We start from the raw sequence: 1851 nt of genomic DNA on the forward strand, positions 1-1851 counted from the left end.
TTGTCGCCGAAGCGGATGTCCTTCGGTTTCGCAATCGGGCCGATCTCCTTGCCGACCCAGTTGCGCAGGTCGTTCGCGATCTGCTTCGCCTCATCGCCCTCCGGCCGCGTGCGCTTCAGCACGACGAACGCGCAGACCGCCTCGCCGGTCGTATCGTCCGGCCGCCCGACCACCGCGGCCTCCGCGACCAGCGGATTCGCCACCAGCGCCGATTCGATTTCCATCGTGCCGAGCCGGTGACCCGACACATTCAGCACGTCGTCGATACGGCCCATGATCGTGAAATAGCCGGTTTCCTTGTCGCGGATACTGCCGTCGCCGGCGAGATACAGCCTGCCGCCCAGTTCCTCCGGGAAGTAGCTCTTCCTGAACCGCTCCGGGTCGCCCCAGATGGTGCGGATCATCGCGGGCCACGGGCGCTTCACGACCAGAATGCCGCCCTGCCCGTTCGGCACGTCCTGCCCGGTTTCGTCGACCACCGCCGCCATGATGCCCGGCAGCGGCAGCGTGCACGAACCCGGCACGAGCGGCGTCGCGCCCGGCAGCGGCGTGATCATATGGCCGCCGGTCTCCGTCTGCCACCACGTATCGACGATCGGGCAGCGCGTGCCGCCGACCTGCTCGTAGTACCACACCCACGCTTCCGGATTGATCGGCTCGCCGACCGTGCCGATCACGCGCAGCGACGACAGGTCATAGCTCTTCGGATGCACCTTCGGGTCCGCGTCGGACACCTTGATCAACGAACGGATCGCCGTCGGCGCCGTATAGAACAGCGTGACCTTGTGCTTCGCGATCATCTCCCAGAAGCGGCCCGCATCCGGATACGTCGGCACGCCTTCGAACACGACCTGCGTCGCGCCGAGCGCGAGCGGCCCGTACGCGATATAGCTATGGCCGGTGACCCAGCCGATGTCCGCGGTGCACCAGAAGACATCGGCCGGCTTCCAGTCGAAGGTCCACTTCACCGTCTGCGCGGCCCACAGCAGGTAACCGCCGGTGCTGTGCTGCACGCCCTTCGGCTTGCCGGTCGAGCCCGACGTGTACAGGATGAACAGCGGATGCTCGGCGCCGACCCATTCCGGCGCGCACTGATCGCTTTCGCTCTGCGCGATTTCGTGCATCCACAGGTCGCGATCCGCATTCCACGCGACCTTGCCGCCGGTGCGGCGATACACGATCACGCTCTTCACCGCGTCGCAGCCACCCATCGCGAGCGCTTCATCCGCGATGTTCTTCAGCGGCAGCGCCTTGCCGCCGCGCATCTGTTCGTCGGCGGTAATCAGCGCGACCGCGCCGACGTCGACCAGGCGCTCGTTCAGCGACTTCGACGAGAAGCCGCCGAACACCACCGAGTGCGTCGCGCCGATCCGCGCGCAGGCCTGCATCGCGACAATGCCTTCGACCGACATCGGCATGTAGATCACGACGCGGTCGCCCTTCCTGATGCCGCGCTTCCTGAGCGCGTTCGCAAAGCGCGACACACGCTGCAGCATGTCCTTGTACGTGACGCGCGTGACGGCGCCGTCATCGGCTTCGAAGATCACCGCGACGCGCTCGCCGTTGCCCGCTTCGACATGGCGATCGAGGCTGTTGTACGACGCGTTCAGTTCGCCGTCTTCGAACCATTTGTAGAACGGTGCGTTCGATTCGTCGAGCACCTTCGAAAACGGCTTGTGCCAACTGAGCGTCTCGCGCGCGAGGCGGGCCCAGAACCCTTCGTAATCGCGCTCCGCTTCGGCGACGAGCGCCCGGTACGCGTCCATGCCGGATATCGACGCCGCCTTCATCGTTTCGGCGGACGGCGGGAACACGCGGCGTTCCTGAAGAACGGATTCAATCGCTGACATC

Annotated in this window: 1 protein-coding gene; it reads right to left on the reverse strand. The window is 65.9% G+C overall.

Features of this window, described 5'->3' with window-relative positions:
- Positions 1 to 1850 (reverse strand): acetate--CoA ligase (gene acs / locus HV675_RS32025; RefSeq protein ID WP_175115465.1); only part of this gene is annotated, 1850 nt, incomplete at its 3' end.
- Between the last annotated feature and the right edge of the window lies 1 nt (position 1851).

Source organism: Paraburkholderia solisilvae (assembly GCF_902859875.1).
GTDB classification, from domain to species: domain Bacteria; phylum Pseudomonadota; class Gammaproteobacteria; order Burkholderiales; family Burkholderiaceae; genus Paraburkholderia; species Paraburkholderia solisilvae.